Here is a 17,791-nt window from a genome sequence, read left to right as displayed (position 1 = left end):
CGCTGGAGGTCTGGTATTGAGCGGCCGCGGCGAAGCCGGGGCCACCGTTGAAGTGCGCGATGCCAACGGCAATGTGATTGGTACCGGCACTGTTTTGGCCAACGGCACCTTCCTGATTGACCTTGACCCGGCTGCCCAACCAGGCGAGCAACTGAGCCTGGTGCAGACCGACGCAAGCGGCAACGCTTCCGTTGCCCTCGAATACGACGTACCTCAGACCACCGTCCCTGCAAGTCCGAGCGACTTGGCCATCGATGCCGATGGCACCACCCTGACCGGTACCGCGCCAGCGGGCAGCCGCGTAGAGGTCCATGATGCCAACGGCACGCTGATCGGCAGCGCCATTGCCGGTGCCGACGGCACCTTCACCCTTGAACTCACGCCACCACAAGCCAACGGCGAGCTGCTCGATGTCGTCGCCATCGATGACACCGGCCTGTCTTCTCTGCCCGCACAGATCACCGCGCCGGACATCACTGCACCAGCCGCGCCGAGTGATGCTCGATGTCGTCGCCATCGATGACACCGGCCTGTCTTCTCTGCCCGCACAGATCACCGCGCCGGACATCACTGCACCAGCCGCGCCGAGTGAACTGGCGGTCAGCGCCAACGGCACCGTTGTCACCGGCCGTGCCGAACCGGGTAGCACCGTCCGTATTCTCGCCGCGGATGGCACCGAACTGGGTAGCGCCTTGGTCGGCCCGACCGGCGTATTCAGTATCAACCTAGATCCGCCCCAGATTGATGGCGAAGTACTGCAAGCCACCGCAACTGACGCTGCCGGTAATACTTCGGTTGCCAGCTCCGTTACCGCACCGGATATCGACGGCGGCGATACCACGCCGCCGGACGCCCCTGTTGATTTGGTGATCGGTCTCGCTGGCCACCAACTGACTGGCCGAGGCGAAGTGGGGACTACGGTTCAGGTGCGTGATGCCGACGGCAATGTGCTGGCGACTGGCACTGTGGGTGCAGATGGCACCTTCCTGCTGACCCTTGATCCTGCCGTAATCGATGGCAGCACCCTGCAAGTGACCTTGACCGATGCCGCGGGCAACGTTTCGCAGCCAGGTTCAGTCACCTCCCAAGACCTGCTTCCACCTGCACAGCCGACTGACCTGGCCCTGGCTGATGGCGTGACCCTCACGGGTCGCGGCGAGCCTGGCGCCACCGTGCAAGTACGCGACGCTGCGGGCACTGTGATCGGCACCGGGCTGGTGGGCGCAGATGGCAGCTTCAACCTGACGCTCTCCCCGGCTCAAGCGAATGGCGAAGCGCTGGACATCCGTCTGGTGGATGCCGCTGGTAACAGCTCGACCCCACTGCAATTCGACGCGCCGGATATCACTCCGCCTGATGCCGTCAGCAACATCGTTGTCGGCTCTGGAGGTGTGGTATTGAGCGGTCGCGGCGAAGCCGGGGCCACCGTGGAAGTACGCGATGCCAATGGCAATGTGATCGGTACAGGCACTGTCTTGGCCAACGGCACCTTCCTGATCGACCTCAACCCGGCAGCGCAACCAGGCGAACACCTGAGCCTGGTGCAGACCGACCCAAGCGGCAACGCTTCCGTTGCCCTCGAATACGACGTACCTCAGACCACCGCCCCTGCAAGTCCGAGCGACTTGGCCATTGATGCCGATGGCACCACCCTGACCGGTACCGCGCCAGCGGGCAGCCGCGTGGAAGTGCACGATGCCAATGGCACCCTGATCGGCAGCGCCACTGCCGGCGCCGATGGCACCTTCACCCTTGAACTCACGCCACCACAAGCCAACGGCGAATTGCTCGATGTCGTCGCCATCGATGACACCGGCCTGTCTTCTCTGCCCGCACAGATCACCGCGCCGGACATCACCGCGCCAGCCGCGCCGAGTGAGCTGGCCGTCAGCGCAAACGGCACCGTTGTCACCGGCCGTGCCGAACCGGGTAGCACCGTCCGTATTCTCGCCGCCGATGGCACTGAACTGGGCAGCGCCCTGGTCGGGCCGACTGGCGTGTTCAACATCAGCCTCGACCCGCCTCAAGTTGATGGGGAGGTTCTACAAGCCACGGCTACCGATGCCGCTGGCAATACCTCCACCGCCAGCTCCGTCACCGCACCGGATATCGACGGCGGCGATACCACACCGCCTGACGCGCCTGTTGAATTGGTAATCGGCCTCGCTGGCCACCAACTGACTGGCCGTGGCGAAGCAGGCACCTCCGTGCAGGTGCGCGACGCCGCCGGCAATGTCCTGGCCACTGGCACCGTGGGTGCAGATGGCACCTTCCTGCTGACGCTGGACCCTGCCGTCATCGACGGCAGCACCCTGCAAGTGACACTGACCGATGCGGCGGGCAACGTTTCTCAACCTGGCTCGGTCACCTCGCAAGACCTACTGCCACCTGCGCAACCCACCGACCTTGCCCTAGCTGATGGCATCACCTTCACCGGCCGCGGCGAACCTGGCGCCACCGTACAAGTACGCGACGCTGCCGGTACTGTGATCGGTACCGGGCTGGTCAACGCGGATGGCACGTTCAGCCTGACGCTGAGCCCTGCTCAGGCCAATGGCGAAGCCCTGGATATCCGCCTGGTCGATGCCGCTGGCAATAGCTCCGCTGCCCTGCAGTTCAATGCGCCGGACATCACCCCACCGGATGCGGTCAGTAACATCCAGGTCGGCCCTGGCGGCTTGGCCTTGGGCGGTCGCGGGGAAGCGGGTGCCACCGTTGAGGTGCGCGACGCGGATGGCAACCTGCTTGGCCGCGGCGTCGTCACTGCCAATGGTACCTTCCTGATCAACCTCGACCCGGCTGCACAACCCGGCGAACACCTGAGCCTGGTGCAGGTCGACCCAAGCGGCAACGCGTCCGTTGCCCTCGAATACGACGTACCACTGACCACCGCCCCGGCCAGCCCGAGCGAACTGGCGATCAACGCCGATGGCACCAGCCTGACCGGCAACGCACCCGCTGGAACCCGTGTGGAGGTGCACGATGCTAATGGCACGCTCATTGGCAGTGCTGTGGCGGGAGCAGACGGCACCTTTACTATCGTGCTCGACCCGGCCCAAGCCAACGGCGAACTGCTCGATGTTGTGGCCATTGACGACACCGGCTTGTCGTCCGTGCCTGCGCAGATCACCGCGCCGGACATCACAGCGCCAGCCGCACCCAGTGAACTGGCCGTCAGCGCCAACGGCACTGTAGTAACTGGCCGTGCCGAACCGGGAAGCACCGTGCGTATTCTCGCCGCCGATGGCACTGAACTGGGCAGCGCCCTGGTCGGCCCAACCGGCGTATTCAACATCACCCTCGACCCGCCTCAGGTCGATGGCGAAGTGTTGCAGGCCACCGCGACCGATGACGCTGGTAACACGTCGCTTGCCAGCTCCGTCACCGCGCCGGATATCGACGGCGTGGACACCACCCCACCCAACGCACCGACCAACCTGGTGATCGGCCTCGCCGGCAGCCAGCTCAGCGGCCGCGGCGAAGCCGGAGCCACCGTGCAGGTACGTGACGCCGCTGGCAATGTGCTGGCGGCTGGCACCGTAGGCGCGGACGGCAACTTTGTAATCGCCCTTGATCCAGCCGTTAACGATGGCAGCACGCTGCAAGTGGTGCTGACCGACGCGGCAGGCAACGCGTCTGAACCAGGTACGGTCACCTCGCCAGACCTGCAAGCCCCAGACCAACCCACAGGCCTGGCCTTGGCCGAAGGCGTGACCCTTACCGGTCGCGGAGAACCGGGTGCCACTGTTCAAGTCCGCGACGCTGCGGGCAATGTGATTGGTAGCGGACTCGTAGGCGCAGATGGCAGTTTCAGCCTGACGCTCAGCCCTGCTCAAGCGAATGGCGAAGCGCTGGACGTTCGCCTCGTGGATGCCGCCGGCAACAGCTCTGCCCCACTCCAATTCGATGCACCGGACATCACACCGCCTGCCGCCGTCAGCAATATTGCCGTCGGCTCCGACGGCCTGGTCCTCAGCGGCCGCGGCGAAGCCGGCGCCACTGTGCAAGTGCGTGACGCCGAGGGCACTGTGATCGGCACCGGCACTGTCTTGGCCAACGGCACCTTCCTCATCGACCTCGACCCGGCAGCGCAACCCGGCGAGCACCTGAGCCTGGTACAGACCGACCCGAGCGGCAACGCGTCCGTCGCCTTTGAATACGACGTACCACTGATCACCGCCCCGGCCAGCCCAAGCGAGCTGGCGATCAATGCCGATGGCACCAGCCTGACCGGCAACGCGCCAGCGGGAACCCGTGTGGAGGTGCACGATGCCAATGGCACGCTGATCGGCAGTGTCGTGGCAGGTGCCGATGGCACCTTCACTATCGTGCTCGACCCGGCCCAAGCCAACGGCGAACTGCTCGATGTGGTCGCCATTGATGACAACGGTCTGTCGTCCGTGCCTACGCAAATCTTTGCGCCGGACATCACCGCGCCGACTGCGCCAAGTGAACTGGCAGTCAGCGCCGACGGCAGCGTCGTCACCGGCCGGGCCGAACCGGGCAGCACCGTGCGGGTGCTGGCAGCTGACGGCACCGAACTGGGCAGTGCCTTGGTCGGCCCGACTGGCACCTTCAACATCACCCTCGATCCGCCTCAAGTCGATGGCGAGGTGCTGCAGGTCACCGCCACAGATGCCGCAGGCAACGCCTCTACGGCCGGCACGGTCACCGCGCCGGACATCGACGGCGGCGACACCACGCCACCAGACGCACCCACCAACCTGGTCATCGCCCTCGCCGGCAGCCAGCTGAATGGTCGTGGTGAAGCCGGGGCCACCGTGCAAGTCCGTGATGCCGAGGGCAACCTCGTGGCCAGCGGCTTGGTCAACCCGGACGGCACCTTCCAGATCACCCTGGACCCGGCCGTTAACGACGGCAGCACCCTGCAAGTGGTACTGACCGACGCGGCAGGCAACGCCTCTGAACCTGGTTCGGTGACCTCGCCAGACCTACAAGCGCCAGAGCAACCTACCGGCCTGGAACTGGTCGACGGCGTCACCCTCACGGGTAGCGGCGAACCGGGCGCCACCGTGCAGGTGCGCGACGCTGCGGGCGACATCATCGGTAACGGCCTGGTCAACGAGAACGGCAGCTTCAGCCTCACCCTTACGCCTGCCCAGGCCAATGGTGAAGTGCTGGACATCCGCCTGGTGGATGCCGCTGGTAGTAGCTCCACCCCGCTGCCATTCGATGCACCGGACATCACGCCGCCTGCAGCGGTGAGCAATATTGTCGTCGGCAGCGATGGCCTGGCCCTGAGCGGCCGTGGTGAAGCGGGTGCCAGCGTGGAGGTGCGCGATGCCGAGGGGAATGTGATCGGCACCGGCACTGTCTTGGCCAACGGCACCTTCCTGATCGACCTCGACCCGGCGGCACTGCCAGGCGAGCGCCTGAGCCTGGTGCAGACCGACCCAAGCGGCAATGCATCTGTAGCCTTCGAGTACGACGTACCCTCGACCACCACACCGGCCAGCCCGAGCGACCTGGTGGTCGCCGAAGACGGCACCAGCATCAGCGGTTCCGCCCCGGTCGGCAGCCGTGTGGAAGTGCGCGATGCCGATGGCACGCTGGTCGGCAGCATGGTGGTGGGTGCCGAAGGTACCTTCACCGTCATCCTCAACCCGGCACAAGCCAACGGCGAACTGCTCGACCTGGTGGCAATCGATGGCACCGGCGCGTCGTCCCTGCCGGTACAAATCAACGCACCCGACATCACCGCGCCGACTGCGCCGAGTGAACTGGCGATCAACGCCGACGGCAGCGTCGTCACCGGCCGTGCCGAACCGGGCAGCACCGTGCGGGTGCTGGCAGCTGACGGCACCGAACTGGGCAGCGCCCTGGTCGGCCCGACCGGCACCTTCAACATCACCCTCGATCCGCCTCAAGTCGATGGCGAAGTGCTGCAAGTTACTGCGACCGATGCTGCAGGCAACGCCTCAACCGCCGGCACGGTCACCGCGCCGGACATCGACGGCGGCGACACAACGCCACCAGACGCACCCACCAACCTGGTCATTGCCCTCGCCGGCAGCCAGCTCAACGGTCGTGGCGAAGCCGGGGCCACCGTGCAGGTCCGTGATGCCGAGGGCAACCTCGTGGCCAGCGGCTTGGTCAACCCGGACGGCACCTTCCAGATCACCCTGGACCCAGCCGTTAACGACGGCAGCACCCTGCAAGTGGTACTGACCGACGCAGCAGGCAACGCCTCTGAACCTGGTTCGGTGACTTCGCTAGACCTGCAAGCGCCAGAGCAACCTACCGGCCTGGAACTGGCCAATGGCGTCACCCTCACGGGTAGCGGCGAACCGGGCGCCACCGTGCAGGTGCGCGACGCTGCGGGCGACATCATCGGCACCGGCCTGGTCAACGAGAACGGCAGCTTCAGCCTCACCCTTACGCCTGCCCAGGCCAATGGCGAAGTGCTGGACATCCGCCTGGTAGATGCCGCCGGCAACACCTCGACCCCGCTGCCATTCGATGCACCGGACATCACCGCGCCGGCTGCCGTCAGCGACATCGTGGTCGGCACGGGTGGCCTGGCCCTGAGCGGCCGTGGCGAAGCGGGGGCCAACGTCGAAGTGCGTGACGCCCTTGGCTCGGTCATCGGCACCGGCACGGTATTAGCCAACGGCACCTTCCTGATCGACCTCGACCCGGCGGCACTGCCAGGCGAGCGCCTGAGCCTGGTGCAGACCGACGCGAGCGGCAACGCCTCCGAAGCCCTGCAATTCGATGTCCCTGTGACCACCGCGCCGGCCAGCCCGAGCGAGCTGGTGGTCGCCGAAGACGGCACCAGCATCAGCGGGTCCGCCCCGGTCGGCAGCCGCGTGGAGGTCCACGATGCTGACGGCAACGTGGTCGGCAGCGTGGTGGTCGGCGCCGAAGGCACCTTCACCGTCGTGCTCACGCCAGCACAAGCCAACGGCGAACTGCTGGATGTAGTGGCAATCGACAGCACCGGCGCATCGTCCCTGCCGGTACAAGTCAACGCACCGGACATCACTGCGCCTGTCACACCTACCGAACTGGCCATCAGCACCGATGGCAGCGTGGTCACCGGGCGTGCCGAAGTGGGCAGCACGGTGCGGGTCCTGGCGGCCGATGGCACCGAGCTGGGCAGCGTTCTGGTCGGCCCGAGCGGTGCCTTCAGCATCACCCTTACCCCGGCACAGGTCGATGGCGAACAGCTGCAAGTCACGGCCACCGATACCGCAGGCAATACCTCGACAGCCGGCAGCGTTACCGCACCGGATATCGACAATGGCGACACCACGCCACCAGAGCCGGCCACCAACCTGGTGGTCAGCAATGATGGGCTGACCCTCTCTGGCCGCGGCGAACCTGGTGCGACCGTGGAGGTTCGCAACGATCAGGGCCAGGTGGTGGTCACGGGAACGGTACAACCCGGTGGCGACTTCACCGTGCAGCTGCCCTCCTCGGTTGCAGACGGCTCATCCCTGCAGGTGACCTTGACCGATGCCGCTGGCAATACCTCGCAGCCGAGCTCGGTGCTCACGCCGGACCTCGCCGCGCCGCTGCAACCTACCGACCTTGTCCTCAGCGAGGGCATCAGCCTGACCGGTAGCGCCGAACCTGGCGCCCGAGTGAACGTCCACGACGCGTCAGGCAACTTGATCGGCAGCGCCATCGCCGAGCCCGACGGCACCTTCACCCTCACCCTGGACCCGATCCAGGCCAATGGCGAAACCTTGGCCATCACCGTGGTCGATGCCGCGGGTAACACCTCGGTGCCACTGAGTTACGTGGCAGCGGACATCACCGCACCGGCGATCATCACTGACGTCGTCGCGGGTGCCGGCAGCCTGGCGGTCTCCGGTCGCGGCGAAGCCGGCGCCAAAGTGGAGGTGAAAGATGCCGATAGCACTGTCATCGGCAGCGGCACCGTCGCCCCGAACGGCACCTTCGTGGTTGACCTCGAAACGCCGCTGGCGGCAGGCCAGGCCATCGTCCTGGTGCAAACCGATGCTGCGGGTAATGAGTCGGTAGGCATCGCCGTCATCGTTGCTGATGTACCGCTGCCCGAAAGCCCGAGCGGGCTGGTGCTGGCAGCCGACGGTTCGTCCATCAGCGGCAGTGCCCCTGCGGGCACGCAGGTCGAGGTGCGCGACGCACAGGGTAATGTGCTGGGCAGTGTCCAGGCCGGCCCTGGCGGCGCCTTCACCATCGGCCTCACGCCAGCGCAGGCCAACGGCGAAACACTGGATGTAGTCGCCATCGATGCCGATGGCAACAACTCGCTGCCAACCCAGATCATTGCCCCTGATATCACCCCGCCGAACCAGGCCAGCGACCTGCAACTCAGTGCCGATGGCAGCACCCTCACCGGTCGCGGCGAGCCTGGCACCACCGTGCAGGTCACCAACGCCCAGGGCGATGTGCTGGGCAACGCCCAGGTCGGTGCCAATGGCGTCATCAGCGTGGTTCTGACCCCGCCGCAAACCGACGGCCAGGAACTGGACGTGACCCTGCGCGACGCCGCAGGCAACACCTCTACCGCAACCGTCAACGCGCCCGACCTGGACGGCCCGCTGCAGCCTTCGGGCCTGGCCATCGACACCAACGGCCTCCACCTCACCGGGCAGGGCCAGAGCGGCTCGACCATCACCGTGCGTGCAGAAGATGGCACCATTCTGGGCACCACCACGGTGGGTGGTGACGGCCGCTTCGACGTCACCCTCAACCAGCCTCAGCGCAATGGCGAAAGCCTGACCGTGGACGCCACCGACAGCCTCGGTAACAGCGCAGGCCCGGTCAACTTCACAGCGCCTGATACCACGCCACCGCAAGCGGTTGGCGAGGTAGCCATCGACGGCGCGGGCCTGACCGTCACCGGCACCGGTGAACCCGATGCAACTGTGACCGTACGCGCGCCGGATGGCACCGTGCTGGGCACCGTTGTGGTCGGCGCTAACGGCGCGTTCGAAATCACCCTGGACCCGCCGCAGACCAACGGCCAGGCACTGACCGTGGATCAACGCGACCCAACCGGCAACCTGTCCACCGCCGTTACCCTGCCGGCACCCGACAGCCAGGCACCGGATACCCCGACAGGCACCACGTTGTCCGCTGATGGCCGAACCCTCACCGGCACTGGTGAACCCGGTGCGACGGTAACCGTGACCGGCACGGCTGGCGCAGTCGTGGGCACCGCCGTGGTCGAGGCCGATGGCAGCTTCCGCGTGACCATCGACCCGCCACAGCTCAATGGCCAGACCCTGTCGGTCACCCAGGCAGACAGCGCCGGCAATGACTCCCCTGCCGCCCTCGTGACCGCACCTGACCTTGAGGCACCGGAAGCCGCGCAAGGCCTGGGCCTGGACCCGACAGGCACGGAACTCAGCGGCCAGGGCGAACCCGGCAGCACCGTGGAAGTACGCAACGCTGCCGGGGACTTGCTGGGCACCATCCCGGTGAATGGCGACGGCACCTTCACCGTCACCCTCACACCCGCCCAGACCAACGGCGAAGTACTGTCGGTGGTATTGATCGATAACGACGGCAATGCCTCGCCATCGGCCACCTTCACGGCCGACGACAGCACCGCACCCACCGCGCCGGCCGGGCTTACCATTACCCCGGGCGGCAACGCCATCCAGGGTACCGGTGAGGCAGGTTCGACCGTCGAAGTGCGCGCCCCTGACGGCAGCCTCTTGGGCTCTGTGGTTGTGCCAGCAGGCGGTAACTTCACGGTGCCGTTGTCCCCTGCGCAACTCGATGGCCAGGCGCTGGAGGTCACCTTGACCGACGCCGCGGGCAACGAGTCACTGCCCACCCAAATCATTGCACCGGACATCACCCCGCCGGCACTGCCCACCGAGGTGGAGGTCAGCCCGGATGGCACCACCGTGACCGGCAACGCGCCGGGCGCAACGACGGTGACGGTGCGGGATGCAGCCGGCAACGAGACCACCGAGCCGGTGAACCCTGACGGCAGCTTCAGCGTGACGCTGCCGACTCCGCAGACCAACGGTGAACCCGTGACCGTGGTAGTCAGCGACGGGGCCAACAGCGCTGCGCCCATCACAGTCACGGCACCCGATACCACCGACCCGCTCCCGGCCACGGGGGTCACCGTCAGCCCGGATGGCAGCGTGGTCGGCGGCGGCGCCGAACCTGGCAGTACAGTCGTCATCCGCAACCCGGATGGCAGTGAACGCGGTAGCGAAACCGTCGGGCCGGACGGCACCTTCGTGGTACCCGTCACGCCGCCACTGGCGGAGGGCGAAACCGTCGACGTGGTGGTGATCGACCCTGCCGGCAACGAGTCCACCCCCGTTTCGCTGGAGGGCCCGGATGGCACCGAAGCCGTTACCCCAAGCGGCCTTGCCATCAGCGCCGACGGCTTCCTGCTCACCGGCCAAGGCACCGTCGGGTCACTGATCACCGTGACCTCGGGCGGCATTACCCTGGGCACGGCAACGGTGGGTAGCGATGGCACCTTCCGGGTGTTCTTCCAGAATGCCCAGCTCAATGGCGAGACCTTGGTGGTCACCGCGCGCACCACGGTCGATGGCGACCCATCGGTACCCGCCACCCTCGTGGCCAATGACACCACTGCACCAGCCGCCCCGATCGTGGATGGCATCGACCGCACCGGCAGCACGCTGACCGGCCATGGCGAAGTAGGTGCGACCGTACGTGTGGTCAATGCCCAAGGCGACGTGCTTGGCACTGCCACCGTCGGCAGCAATGGTTTGTTCAGCATCAGCTTCGCCCCACCGCTGACCAATGCCCAGAACCTGATCGTCACCCAGGCCGATGCGGCCGGTAACGTGTCGCTCGCAGCCACCTTGCAGGCCCCTGACCTGCAGGCGCCGCTGGCGGCCAGCAACCTCAGCCTCAACAGCGCGGCCACCGTGCTCAGCGGCGAAGGTGAAGCCGGTGCCACCGTCACCGTGCGCGATGCCAGCGGCGCCATTCTGGCCACCGGCACCGTCAACCAGCTCGGCCAGTTCCAGATCACCCTGCCGAGCGCGCAAACCAGCGGCAGCCCGCTGCAGGTCACGCTCAGCGACGCCGCCGGCAACATTTCTGGCCCGGCCAGCCTGGCCACGCCAGACCGCACGCCGCCTGCAGCCATCAGCAACCCCGTACTGAGCCAGGACGGCAAGCAGCTGTCGGGCAGTGGTGAGGCAGGCGCCACCGTCCAGGTGCGCAATGCCGCCGGGACCGTGCTCGGCACGGCCGTGGTTGGGGCCGATGGCCGCTTCACGGTGGTCTTCGACACCCCGCAAGCCACCGGCCAGGCCATCGGCGTTACGCAGGTGGATGCGGCTGGCAATACCTCACCAGCGGTCAATGTCACCACCCCTGACCTGACCCCGCCAGCGCCGCTGACCAATGTGGTGCTGAACAACAACGGCCTGACCCTGACCGGCCTCGGCGAAGCCGGCGCCACCGTCACCGTGCGCGGCCCGGATGGCACCATTATCGGTACCGGCCTGGTAAGCGCCAACGGCAGCTTCACCCTGACCCTGGACAACGCTCAACTCAACGCCCAGCACTTGAGCGTGACCCAGACCGACGCAGGCAATAACACCTCCACCGCCGTGGCGGTCACCGCGCCGGACTTCACCCCACCGCCTGCCCCAACCGCGCTGGCCTTGGCCGCCACTGGCCTGCAGTTGACCGGCAGTGCGGAAGCCGGCAGTACCGTGACCGTGCGCGATGCCTCTGGCAACGTGCTGGGCACTGCGGTGGCTGGCAGCAACGGCACCTTCCAGGTCACCCTGAACAGTGCCCAGACCAATGGCCAGACCTTGCAGGTAACCGCCACCGATGCCGCAGGCAACGTGTCGCCGGCCGCGCCTTACACCGCAGCCGATACCACGCCACCCGCCGCAGTCGCCAACCTGTCGGTCTCCGCCAATGGCGCGACCCTCACCGGTACCGGCGAAGCCAACGCCACGGTCACCGTTCGCGCACCGGACGGTACCGCACTGGGCACGGCCACGGTGGGCGCCGATGGCAGCTTCACGGTCAACCTGTCACCTGCCGCCATCACCGGCGAAAGCCTCAGCGTGGTGCAGGCCGATGCCGCGCAGAACGTTTCACCTGCACAGACCGTCACCGCACCGGGCATCCTGGCGCCAGAGACGCCCGACAACCTGGTACTGGCCGCTGATGGCCTGGTAGTAACCGGCACGGCAACGCCAGGCAGCACGGTCACTGTCTACGGCCCCAACGGCGTATTGCTGGGCACAGCCCCGGTCGCCAACGACGGCACCTTTACGGTCAACCTCGGCAGCGTCCAGGCCAACGGCGAAGTGCTGCATGTGAGTGCGGTAGGCACCGATGGCAGCACGTCGCTGCCAGCCACCCTGCAGGCACCGGACACCACGGCACCGCTGCCACTGGCCAACGTCGTGCTGTCCAGCGATGGGCTGGTCCTCAGTGGCCGCGGCGAGCCGGGTGCCACCGTCTCCGTGATCGGTGAAGGTGGCGTCGACCTCGGCACTGGTGTGGTCGATGCTAATGGCAACTTCAGCATCAACCTGGGCAGCGCGCAGATCAATGGCGAACAGCTCAGCGCCAGCCAGTCCGATGCCGCCGGCAACGAATCCAACAGCATCAGCCTTATCGCGCCGGACCGCGTGGCGCCCGATGCCGCCGAGAACCTGGCCTTTGCCGGTGGCGGCAGCCTGCTCAACGGTACCGGCGAAGCGGGCAGCACTGTGCGCGTGCTGGCCGCTGATGGCAGCGTACTGGGCACTACGGTGGTCCGTGGCGACGGCAGCTTCCAGGTCGACCTCAGCGCGCCTCAGGCCAACGGCCAGCAAGTGCAAGTCGTGCTGACCGATGCCGCTGGCAACCAGTCGGCTGCCAGCCCCATCACCGCGCCGGATACCACCCCACCCACCGCGCCAACCGAGCTGGCCATTTCCAGCGATGGCATCACCCTCACCGGCCGCGGCGAGGTCGGCGCGCTGCTGATCGTCACCGGGCCAGATGGCAGCGAGGTTGGCAGGGCCACTGTCGATGCCAGCGGCCATTTCACCGTGATCCTAAGCCCAGCACTGGGTAACAGCGAGCTGCTCAGCTTCACCCAGACCGACACTGCCGGCAACGTGTCGCCAGTGGCTACCCTGCTGACGCCAGACTTCACCCCACCCGCCGCGCTCACCGATGTCGACATCACGCTCGACGGCAGCGTGGTCACCGGCCAAGGCGAAGCCGGTGCAACTGTCACCGTGAGCAACGCCGCAGGCGCGGTGCTGGGCTCAGGCATCGTACTGGCCGACGGCAGCTTCCGTGTTGAGCTGACACCGCCACAGATAAACTTCGAAACACTCTCGGTACAACAGGCCGACCCACCCGGCAACATCAGTGCGCCGGTCAATATCCTGGCGCCGGACCTCACGCCACCGGAGGCAGCGACCGAACTGCGGCTCAACGCCGCGGGCGATCTACTCAGCGGCGTCGGCGAAGCGGGTGCGACTGTTAGGGTCTATGTCGGCATCACGCAAATCGGCACGGTCCAGGTAGACGCGGACGGTACGTTCCAGGTCAACCTGAGCTCGGCGCAGCTCAACGGGCAGGTGCTGCAAGTGACCGTGACCGATGGCCGCGGCAACATCTCGCCGATCAGCACGACCACGGCAGTAGACATCACACCGCCCGCCTCGGTGATCGCCACGATCAACGACAGCGGCACCCAGCTGATCGGCACCGGCGAGCCCGGCTCACGGGTCACCGTGGTCAACAACCAGGGCGACCTGCTTGGCCAGGTCTCGGTCGACCCGGACGGCACCTTCGTGCTCGACCTGAACGCGGCGCAAATCAACGGCGAAGTGCTGACCCTCATCGCCCAGGACACCACCGGCAACCCATCCGCGCCACTGCAAGTGACCGCGCCAGACCTGACGCCACCGGTACAGCCGAGCGACCTGTTGCTCAATCCGGCCGGCACCTCGATGACGGGTACTGCTGAAGCGGGTACCACCGTCACCGTTCGCGGGCCGAACAACAATGTGGTCGGCGAGGTGGAAGTCCCTGCAAACGGTCAGTTCACCGTCACCATCAACCCAGCCCAAAACAACGGCCAACTGCTGACTGTGGTGTCCACCGACGATGCCGGCAACAGCTCGCTACCTGCCAGCTACCAGACCAACGACACCTCGCCACCTGCCGTGGTCACGGACATGGCCATCAACAACACCTTCGACGTGCTGACCGGTAAAGGCGAGCCGAATGCAATCGTCACCGTCAGCCGCGGCGGCACTGTGCTGGGCACTGGCCAAGTGGATGCGGCCGGCAACTTCCAGATCACGCTGGTACCGCCTGCGGGTATTCTCGCTACGCTGGGGGTGACGCAATCTGACGGCTTCAACACCTCAGCGGTCGCGACCTATGTCACGCCATTGGTGGCACCGCCCGTGCCGCCAACCAACGTGACCCTGGGCAGCGATGGCCTGACCTTGCAGGGCAATGCGCCGAGCGGCGTCGGTATCCGCGTTTACGATGCCGCTGGCAACCTGATCGGCACCGGCGGGGCCACCCTCAATGGCACCTTCACCCTGCAACTGAACACGGCGCAGCTCAACGGCCAGCACCTGACCGTGACGGCTGTGGCATTGGTGGGCGGCGAATCGCAACCGACCTTCGTGCAGGCCGCCGACATCACGCCACCGGCCAACCCGGTGGTAACCGGCCTGTCTGCCAACGGCCTGGTACTGAGCGGTACCGGTGAGGCCGGGGCCACGGTAACCGTGCGCGACGCCAGCAACAACGTGCTCGGCACCGGGCTGGTGAATGCTGGTGGTGTGTTCAGCATCAACCTCAATACCCCGCAGCTCAACGGCCAGGTATTGGGCGTGAGCCAGGCTGACGCGGCAGGCAACGTGTCTGGCAGCACCAGCGTCACCGCCATCGATGTGCAGCCACCGGCCGCGCCGACCAACCTGGTCATCAATGGCGCTGGCACCGAGCTCACAGGGCGTGGCGAGGCGGGTGCAACCGTGACCGTGCAAGGCCCGAACGGCGCGCTGGGCTCGGCCGTGGTTCAAGCCGATGGCACGTTCACCATCACCCTGACCACACCGCAAAACGATGGGCAACTGCTGGTGGTGCGCCAGTCCGACCCTACCGGCAACCTGTCCAGCAGCGTCAACGTGACGGCGCCGGACACCACACCGCCAGCCGCGCCGCTGGCCACCATCAACGCCAACGGTACGGCCGTCAGCGGCTCTGGCCAGGTCGGCAGCACCGTGACGGTGCGCAACGGCGCAGGCACTGTCATCGGCACGGCCACGGTGGGCAGCAACGGCCTGTTCGTGGTCAGCCTGGCCGCGGCGCAGATCGACAACCAGGCCTTGAGCGTCACCCTCACCGACGGTGCAGGCAATGTCTCGACCGGCACTGCGCTCACCGCACCGGACCTGACCCCGCCTGCAGTCGCCGGCAACCTGGCGATCAGCGCCGACGGCAGCACCCTCACCGGTAGCGGCGAAGTGGGCGCCACCGTCACCGTGCGCAGTGCCAACGGCACCGTGCTGCAAACGGCGGTGGTACAACCGGACGGCAACTTCACCGTGACCCTGAGCCCGCCTCAAGACAACGGCCAGTTGCTGTCGGTGACCCTCAGCGACGGGCGCGGCAACGTGTCCGGTAACGTCAACATCACCGCACCAGACGTCGATGCCAACGCCCCGGTAATCGCCAGCGACAACCTGGTGACCGCCGAGGTCAACCTGGCACCGGTGGTCAGCTCGCGCAGCTATCAGGACAGCTTCACCACCTTGCTGGCAGGCTTCACCAAGACCTACACCTGGACGGTCGGTGCCGGCACCACCGTGGACCCAACGCTGACCCTGAACACCAGCAGCGCACTGTCGCTGCTCGACAATGCCACCTTCACCCTGCAAGTGAAGAACGCTGCCGGCAACTGGGTGACCTTGGCCACGGGCACCAGCCAGGGCCTGCTCGACCTGATCCTGCTGCCGCTGGGCCAGGGCATTCGTGTCGACATCGGTGAGTTGCAGGCCGGTGACTATCGCCTGACGGTCGGCAGTGGCGGCATCGGCCTGATCACCAACGTGACCACCACGCTGGACATCGAGACCACCAGCCTCACGCAGTTCACCGGCACCGGCACGGCAAAAACCGGCAACGTCATTACCGACGTTGGCACCGACGGCAGCGTCGATGCCCTTGGCCCGGACAGCGCCGCCGTGCTGCAGGTAATGAAGAACGGCAGCTATGTGTCGGCGGGCAGCGCCACCACGGTGCAAGGCCTGTACGGCACCCTGGTGATCCGCGGTGACGGCAGCTACACCTACACGCCTAACGGCAGCCCATCGAGCGTCGGCAAGGTCGATGTGTTCAGTTACCAGCTGCTGCACGCCAACGGCGCCTCCGATGCGGCCAACCTGTATGTGCGCATCGACAGCCCACAAGCCACGGAGATCTGGAGCGACACCAACTACAGTGCACCGGCCACGGTGCTCGACGCGGTCAACGACGCCGGCACCAGCCAACTCACCCTGGCCAACCGGGTGGACACCAGTACCGCTTCGCTGGGCGTACTGACCCTGCCTTTGATCGGCTCACGCCAGGCCACCTACACCACCAGCGTTGCCGCCGACACCACGGCCAACCTGCAAGTGGTGGTCAACTCCACCAACCTGCTGAGCCTGCTCAATGGCACCACCATCGACCTGCTCAAACTCAACCCGGCAACCGGCCAGTACGTGCTGGTGCAGACGGTCGGTGGTGGCTCGCTGATCAGCCTGCTCGGCGGTGGTGCGGGCTACACGTTCCAGACCCAGGGGGCAGGCACCTACCACGTGCGCGTCACCGCGGGCGGCATCGGCCTGGCCAGTTCGATCACCACCAGTGTCAACGCCACCACCACGCACCTGACCGAGTTCGTGGTCAGCGGCGCCACGGCGGTCACCGGCAACCTGTTGGCCGACGACAACCTTGGCTCGCCATTGACCGTGCTGAGTGTGATGACGGCGGCCAACACCTACACCATCCCGGGCTACAACGGGGTCAGTGTGGCGGGCAGCTACGGCACCCTGCTGGTGCAAGCAGACGGCAGCTACACCTACACACTCAACGCCGGGCTGACCAATGCGGTGATTGGCCAGCATGAAACCTTCACCTACGAGCTGACCCACCCCAACGGCACCACCGACACCGCCAACCTGACCATCAGCCTGGACAACGCCGCCAACTTCACGGCCACCAGCTCGCTGCTGGCCGACAGCGGTGACGAAGGCGTGGCACTGGCCAGTCTCGCGGCGGTGGCCTCCAGCGAAGTGATTGCCGGCACCGATGGCAATGACCACCTCGATGGCAGCCAGGGCGGCCACATCACCCTGCTGGGTGGTGCGGGCGATGACACCCTGGTGGTGGTCGACCAGAACTTCGCCAGCGTCGAGGGTGGCAGCGGTAACGACACCCTGCTGTGGGGCGGCGGCGATGCCAGCATCGACCTGGGCAACCTGGTCGGACGGGTCCACGACATCGAAGTGATCGACCTCAACGACACCAGCTCGGTGGCGTTGACCCTGAACCTGGCGGACGTGGTCGCGATCACCGAAACCGGCAACGACACACTGGTCATCAAGGGGGATGAAAAGGACTCGGTTCACATGACGGACAACTGGGCGCTGGTCGGGAACCAAACTGCCGACGGCATCGACTATAACCAATACACGGCCCAGGAGGATCCGAGCCATCACCTGTGGGTGCAGAACGGTATCCATGTCGTCTGAGGCCGCTGCAATCCCGCCGGGCAATCGCCCGGCGGCAAGGACGAACA

The 17,791-nt window shown here is 66.5% G+C and carries 2 protein-coding genes; both read left to right on the top strand.

Annotation, left to right across the window (positions count from 1 at the left end):
- Positions 1–16: 16 nt before the first annotated feature.
- A complete protein-coding gene (locus tag ACMCNM_RS04425; protein ID WP_412763997.1) occupies positions 17–523 on the top strand; it encodes an Ig-like domain-containing protein in 507 nt (168 codons plus the stop codon).
- Complete coding sequence (locus ACMCNM_RS04420) at positions 498–17,744, top strand: BapA/Bap/LapF family large adhesin (protein ID WP_412763996.1); 17,247 nt, start codon at positions 498–500, stop codon at positions 17,742–17,744. Before ACMCNM_RS04425 ends, ACMCNM_RS04420 begins: the two co-directional genes overlap by 26 nt.
- Positions 17,745–17,791 lie beyond the last annotated feature (47 nt).

Source organism: Pseudomonas sp. NGC7 (genome assembly GCF_047159675.1).
GTDB lineage: Bacteria > Pseudomonadota > Gammaproteobacteria > Pseudomonadales > Pseudomonadaceae > Aquipseudomonas > Aquipseudomonas kermanshahensis.
Note: the sequence above shows the minus strand (reverse complement) of the source record. Positions and strands in the feature narration are given on the sequence as shown.

Bases quoted from the DNA above. Each gene is read 5' to 3' on its own strand.
- ACMCNM_RS04420 (WP_412763996.1), top strand. From the start codon at position 498: ATGCTCGATGTCGTCGCCATCGATGACACCGGCCTGTCTTCTCTGCCC.